This is a genomic window from Rhizobacter sp. P2_H2 (assembly GCF_056403375.1).
The window spans coordinates 1-6,682 of record NZ_JBFUFP010000214.1; the positions used below are offsets into that span (position 1 = coordinate 1).

At 68.1% G+C, this 6,682-nt stretch carries 6 protein-coding genes; 4 read left to right on the forward strand and 2 right to left on the reverse strand.

The genetic code is table 11. The features are described from left to right. Together AC1D15_RS13555 and AC1D15_RS13560 are read left to right on the forward strand one after the other, a co-directional pair. Positions 1-1,080, forward strand: a 1,080-nt coding sequence (locus AC1D15_RS13555) for a porin family protein (protein WP_477826388.1), incomplete at its 5' end; no start/stop codon positions are given. Positions 1,081-1,457: 377 nt separating this feature from the next. Further along, positions 1,458-1,952 carry a PEP-CTERM sorting domain-containing protein gene (locus AC1D15_RS13560; protein WP_477826389.1) on the forward strand — a complete coding sequence of 165 codons (495 nt, stop codon included), beginning with the start codon at positions 1,458-1,460 and terminating at the stop codon, positions 1,950-1,952. Between the two features lie 728 nt (positions 1,953-2,680). Here the strand turns inward: AC1D15_RS13560 and pstS are convergent. Then, complete coding sequence (gene pstS, locus AC1D15_RS13565; RefSeq protein WP_477826390.1) at positions 2,681-3,733, reverse strand: phosphate ABC transporter substrate-binding protein PstS; 1,053 nt, start codon at positions 3,731-3,733, stop codon at positions 2,681-2,683. 260 nt (positions 3,734-3,993) lie between these two features. Here pstS and AC1D15_RS13570 point away from each other — a divergent pair, with 260 nt between their 5' ends. After that, complete coding sequence (locus AC1D15_RS13570; RefSeq protein ID WP_047506047.1) at positions 3,994-4,248, forward strand: hypothetical protein; 255 nt, start codon at positions 3,994-3,996, stop codon at positions 4,246-4,248. Positions 4,249-4,257: 9 nt separating this feature from the next. On the opposite strand, the gene AC1D15_RS13575 is transcribed toward AC1D15_RS13570, so the two are convergent. Continuing rightward, entirely contained in the window at positions 4,258-5,364 is a 1,107-nt protein-coding gene (locus AC1D15_RS13575; protein WP_052211844.1) for an ROK family transcriptional regulator, read from the reverse strand. Positions 5,365-5,485: 121 nt separating this feature from the next. On the opposite strand from AC1D15_RS13575, the gene xylB reads away from it, so the two are divergent. Beyond that, positions 5,486-6,682: xylulokinase (gene xylB / locus AC1D15_RS13580; RefSeq protein WP_477826391.1), on the forward strand; the 1,197-nt coding region annotated here is incomplete at its 3' end.

Here is a 6,682-nt window from a genome sequence, read left to right on the forward strand (position 1 = left end):
GGCGAGCCGGCGGCGCGCGATGCGGTGTCGTCGACCGGGCTGCGTGCCGCGATCGACCAGCCGTTCGGCCGGCAGCGTTTCACGGCCGGGCTCGAAGCCAACATCAACCGCTACAAGAACAACACGCAGCTGAACAACACCGACCACCGGCTGTCGGCGCGGCTCGACTGGTCGACCATCGAGCGCGTGTCGGGCGAACTGACGGCCGAGCAGCGCAGCAGCCTGTACCGCTATGACCTCGACAGCCAGAACCGCTACACCGGCAAAAACCAGCTGCGCACGACCGGTGCCGGGCTGCAGGTGCGCGTGGGCGTCGTCACCGCGTGGACGCTGGAGGGCGGCTGGGCCGGCAACCAGAGCCGCTATTCGGCTGACGAGTTCAGCAACCGCGACGTGCGCCAGCAGACGGTGAACGCCGGCGTGCGCTGGGCCGACTCCGATGCGCTGAGCGTGCGGCTCGGCGGCCGGCACACCGAGGGGCGCTTCCCGAACTTCGGCGTCGAGCCGGACGTGTTCCGCCGCAACGACGTCGACCTCAGCCTGCTCGCGAAGCCGAATGGCTTGAGCACGCTGAATGCGCGTGTCAGCGTGACGCGCGAGAACCATTCGGTGCAATCGCAGCGCGACACGAACACCTGGACCGGCGCGCTCGGCTGGAACTGGCAGGCCACCGGCAAGCTGAACTTCGACACGCAGCTCTCGCGCGACAGCAGCGTGGGCAGCAGCACCTTCGGCACGGCGCTCAACGAGATCGATTCGAGCGACACGCGGGTCAGCCACAGCCTGCAATTGAAGGCGCGCTGGGACGCGACCGCGAAGATCCAGCTCACCGCACAGGGCGGCTACACCCGGCGCAAGCTGGACAACGCCTTCATCGCCAATGGCGTGACCGCGCCGGCCGAGGGCGAGGACAACACCACCACCTACGGCCTCGGCATCGCGTGGCAGCCGCTGCGCAGCCTGCAGTTCGCGTGCAACGTGGGCCACGAACGCCGTCAGATCGTCGGCGACAACCTGACGATCACCTACCCCTACAGCGCGACCACCGGGAGCTGTTCCGGGCAGGTCAGCCTGCGCTGAGTCCGACGCCTTGTCGGATGGCGTGACGCGATGTGCCGCGGCGCCCTGAATTCATGCTGCATTGCACCACGCCAGGGAAATTCKCCCAGGCATGGACCATGCTGATGTGTCGACTTGAAGGCAGTTTGCAGCCACTTGCAAGCAGTAACGAAGCGATACAGGGCGGAAATCGGCAAGCTTGGGCTGCCGAAAGGTAGTTGCTGCGGCAAATTCGGCCGCTTTTGAGGGGCAAAGAGCGGTTCGAAGTGAAGCCGGCTGGGCATGCCGGCTGCCTCTTGCCCTGTGCGCCTCGATCGACCCCCCTTGAACTGGGGATGGGATCTGAAAGTGGCGTGTGTCTTGCATACGGGAAAGCACCTAATCACCAGGAGGTATCCATGAAGAAGTTTCTAGTTTCACTGGCCCTGACCGCGATGACCTTCGCGACCGGGTCGGCGTTCGCCAGCAGCGAGAGCTGCGACGATCCGCTGAAGAGCAAGCTGGGTCAGAGCTTCTGCTACGAGGTGTTCGACAACCTCGCACCGGGGCTGTACAACGTGAGCTTCCAATATGAAGCGGAGAAGACGGGTGGTCCGCTGGACCGCACGCTGGACTTCGCGTTCCTGTTCGACAGCCAGAAGGGCCCGGGCACGTTCGACCAGCTGTCCGACTCGACGAAGRCGACCGGTTGGAACACGTACTCGTTCGTGACGAAGGCAGGCGGCGACAGCTTCCTGATCTTCGCGCTGCTGGGCGTGTACCCGCAGAAGTTCAGCCTGGCGCTGCAGAACATCACCGTCACGGCCGTTCCGGAACCGGCGACGTACGCGATGCTGCTGGCCGGCCTGGGCGCGATCGTGTTCGTGTCGCGTCGCCGTCGTCCGCAAGAGTAAGGTTCGGGCCTCAGTTGAGGCTCTGACGAAAGGCCTCGCAGCGCAAACTGCGAGGCCTTTTTCGTTCTCGTGCGGTTGCTGCGCGGAAAGGCGCGGGTGGGGAGGCTGTGGCGCGCCGTCGGGTGCGGTCATCGCCCCTGGCGGGGCGCTGACTCCCCTGCGCTGGCTGATTTCATGGCCCGTCGCCCAAACTCCCGCAACTCACTTCGTTCGTTGTGGTCAAACAGTGGGCGACAGTCAGTGCACGAAGCGTGCTGCGCACGCGGGCCATGAAACCAGCCAGCTCCGGCGCCCCCTCCTTATTGGCGCGCCACAGCCTCCCCACCCGCGCCTTTGTGCCACCGCCCTGCTCCTGCGGCGGTGACAAGCGAACAAATGATGGACAAGGCATGCGAGCGCCAGCACGCTCGTCGGTCACTTCAATCTTTTCCCCCCAACAAGAGCTGGTGGTGCTTAGCGGCGCGGCGGGTGAGGGGATGGGTTGGGGGCGACTTCTGAGGTGACGAAGAAGCTTGGTTTCGGGGGTGGCGCGCGCCAGCGCGCTTCGTAGACATRCTCATCGCCACTGTTTGACCACAGCGAACGMAGTGAGCGGAGGGAGTTTGGCGATGCACCCCCGAAGCCGAGCTTCTTCKTGGAGTCGGCGCCCCCCAGGGGCGTCGACCGCCTCGGCATGAGCCCCCAGCCCAGTCCCTCACCCCCCGCGCGACGCGCCCGCGCCAAGCAAACTAGAAATTCATGTACTGAGGCGCCTTGCCATCCTTCGCACGCACACCAGCGAACCGCGCCGTCAACCGAGCCTGCAGATTCACCGGCAGCGGCGCAAACCCCGTGCCGCGCGTCAGGTCGTCGCCGTGCATCAGGCACCAGTACAGGAATCGCATGCCCTGCGCGGCGCGCTCGGCATCGGCCGGCTCGGCGTCGAACAGCACGAAGCTCGTCTGCGTGATCGGCCACGCGCCGCTGGCCGGGCGGTTCATCAGCGACGCGAGGTCGTTGCCGGCGCGCGAGACATCGCTGTCGAGGATCGCCGCGCGGAAGCCCGCCTCCGATGCCGCCACCGCGACGCCCGCACCGTTGACCAGCCGCACCGCCGCAAGCCCGTCCTTCACGACGCGGTCGTAGCTGACGTAGGCGATGCCACCCTCAGTGCCGTCGAGCGCCTTCACCATGCCGTCGTTGCCCTCGGCCGTCGCGACCTCGCCCGGCCACTTCGGCGCCTGGCCGGCACCGATCTCGGTCTTGAAGGCCGGCGACACCTCCGACAGGTAGCGCGTGAAACCCTCGGTGGTACCGGAGCGGTCGGCACGCACGATGCGCTGGATGCGCAGCGCAGGCAGCGCGACGCCCGGGTTCTGCGCCGCGATGCGTGCATCGTTCCACTTCGCGATCCGCGCGGCCATGATGTCGGCCAGCACCTCGCCCGACAGCTGCAGCCGGTTCGCGCCGATGCCGGGCAGCTTGACCACCGGCACGATGCCGCCGATCAGCATCGGCACCTGCACCAGCTTGCGCTTCGTCAGTTCGTCGGCGGGCAGCGGCGAATCGCTGCCGCCGAAGTCGACCGCGCGTGCGCTGATCTGCTTGACGCCGTCGCCCGAGCCGGTCGCCTTGTAGGTGACGGCGGCACCGGCGTTCTGCTGCTCGTAGGTCTTGGCCCAGCGTTCGTAGATCTTGGACGGGAACGAGGCCCCGATGCCGCGCACCTGCGCGATGGCGTTCGTGGCAAGGAGGGAAAGGAGGCCGGCGAGGGCAGCATGGCGAAGGCGTGTGGTGGTCACTTCGGAAAAGCCGTTGGTTACTGCGAGGGCGCGACGATACATCGGTCGCGTGACAGTGCGTGAACCCGACAGGGTGGGCGTCGCGAAGCGTGAACTGCTTCGCACCTGATCAGGCTTCAACACGCTGTTACCCGGCACACGGTCACGTAACGGGTCGCCATGGAAGACTTCTGCACAAGGGAGCCCGAGAGGTGGCCTCAAGCCGGCTGCAAAACGGCCGAACTTGCATGGACCACTTCCACATGTTGTTGGAGCCTTGAATGGACCTGGAAACCTCTGTCGTCGACTCGCAGACCCTGCGCCGCCACCTGATGGCACCGAACCCGATGCAGCGCGCGATCGCACTGCACGCGCTGGAGGTCGAGGTCGAGCGGCTGCCGGCTGGGGACCGCTCACTCGGCAATGAAGTCGAGAAGTTCGTCTCGCGCGGCATTCCGTTCTATGCGCTGAACGATCCGCACTATTGCAGCTGGGTCGGCAAGGCCGCCTCCTACTGGGACAAACTGCACGCCTGACTCTGATGCTCAGCCGTAGATCGGCCTGAGCATGCAATGCAAGACATAGGCGGCGCCGCCCACGGCCGTTGCGAGTGACCCATACCGCGCGATGCGGATCTGCGGCGGCGCAATGCCCGCCTCGGTCGCGAACTGCTGCACCGCCGCCAGCGCCGGGTCGAGGAACTCGTCACCGCGCTCGACCGTCTCGCCGCCGAGCACGATCACCGTCGGGTTGAAGGTCATCCACACGTTCTGGATCAGCACGCCGAGGTAGGCGCCCGCGCGCGCCACGTCGTCGGGCGACCGGATGTGCCGCGCGCCGATCAGCGCCTCGGCGCAGCCGCGCCGCCCGCATGAGCACATCGGCCCGCCGAGCTGCAGGATCGTGTGCCCGACCTCGCCGGCCAGTCCGCTCGCGCCGCTGAACAGCCGGTCGTTCAGCACGATGCCCGCGCCGACGCCGATGCCGCAGCTCAGGAAGATCAGCGGATCGTCGGCTGGCCCCTCGCTGAACTCGAACTCGCCGATCGCCGCCAGGTCGGCCTCGTTCTGGTAATAGATCGGCACGCCTTCCAGGCCCGCGGCCGCCGCCTCGCCCGACAACCGCTTGCCCAGCTCCACGTCGCGCCAGCCGATGTTCGGCGCGAACTTCAGCACGCCAGCCCGCTCGTCGACCGCGCCCGGCAGCCCGACCCCGATCCCCATCAGCCGGTAGTTGCGCTCCTGCACCTGCGCCGCGAGCGACAGCACCTGCTCGATCAGCTGGTGGCAGGCCAGCTGCGGCTCCAGCGAGCGCAGCGGCGTACGCATCGACTCGATGACCTCACCGTTGATCGTCACCGCCGCGGTCTGGATCGCGTCGATGCCGAGCTCGGCACCGATCAGCGCCAGCCGCTGGCTGTTCAGCCGCAACGGCTTCGGCCGCCGCCCGAGGCTGCCGGTGTGCTGCGCCTCCTCTTCGAGCAGCCAGCCCTCGTCGATCAGCTCCTTCGCGAGGATGCTGATCGTCGACTTGGTCAGCCCGCTGTGCGTGGACAGGTCGGCGCGCGACAGCCCGGGCTCCTCGCGCAGCAGGCGCACCAGCGCCATCCGGTTGATGCGTTTGACAAGGTGCTGGTCGCCGGTGAGTGTCATGCGGGCATTGTCGCCACCGACCCGGCCGGATTCGCCTTCGGGAAAGCGCGGGGTGCATTTGTTTGTTCGATGAACTAAAGTGGCGGGCGTTGCCCCATCGGGGCCTTCTTTGACCGCCACCATGTACCTCGGAATCGACCTCGGCACCTCGGAAGTCAAGGTTCTGCTGTTGCAGGACGATCACCGCATCGTGGCCACGGCCGGTGCGCGGCTGACGGTGTCGCGGCCGCATCCGGGCTGGTCCGAGCAGGATCCGGCCGACTGGTGGGCGGCGACCGAGGCGGCGGTGGCCGCGCTGCGGGCCGAGGCGCCGGCCGAGTTCGCGCGCGTGCGCGGCATCGGGCTGTCGGGCCAGATGCACGGCGCGACGCTGCTCGATGCCGACGACGCGGTGCTGCGCCCCGCCATCCTGTGGAACGACGTGCGCTCCGCGGCCGAGTGCCTGGAGTTGCAGCGCCGCCTGCCGGCGCTGCCCGAGATCGCCGGCAACCTCGCGATGCCGGGCTTCACGTCGCCCAAGCTGCTGTGGGTGCAGCGCCATGAGCCGAAGCTGTTCGAGCGCACGCGCTGCGTGCTGCTGCCCAAGGACTGGCTGCGCCTGCAGCTGACCGGCGAGAAGGTCAGCGAGATGTCCGATGCGGCCGGTACGCTGTGGCTCGACGTGGCGCAGCGCCGCTGGTCGCGCGAGCTGCTGGCGGTGAGCAACCTGAGCGAGCAGCGCATGCCGCGGCTGGTCGAAGGCAGCGCGGTGTCGGGGCAGCTGCGCGACGCGCTGGCCGATGCCTGGGGCCTGCCGCGCGGCATCCCGGTGGCCGGCGGCGGTGGCGACAACGCGGCCAGCGCGGTCGGCATCGGTGCGGTGCGGCCGGGCGAGGGCTTCATTTCGCTCGGCACCAGCGGCGTGCTGTTCGTCGTGACCGACCGCTTCCGCGCGAACCCGGCCTCGGCGGTGCACGCGTTCTGCCATGCGGTGCCCGGGCGCTGGCACCAGATGAGCGTGATGCTGTCGGCCGCGAGCTGCCTGAGCTGGGTCACCAAACTCGTCGGCGCGGCCGGCGAGGGCGCGCTGCTGAATGAAGTCGGCGCGCTCGATGCGGCCGGCCAGGCGGCCGCGCCGCTCTTCCTGCCCTACCTTGGCGGCGAGCGCACGCCTCACAACGATGCGACGGCGCGCGGCGTGTTCTTCGGCCTGTCGCACGACACCACGGCGGCGCACCTCGGCTGGTCGGTGCTCGAAGGCGTGGCCTTCGGCATGCTCGACGGGCTGCATGCCTTGCAGGCCGCCGGCACCGAGGTGGGCCCGCTGACGATCGTCGGC

Coding starts and splice junctions, on each gene's coding strand:
- AC1D15_RS13570 (WP_047506047.1), top strand. CDS start 3,994: ATGGACCTGGAAACCTCTGTCGTCGACTCGCAGACCCTGCGCCGCCAC.
- AC1D15_RS13575 (WP_052211844.1), bottom strand. CDS start 5,364: ATGACACTCACCGGCGACCAGCACCTTGTCAAACGCATCAACCGGATG.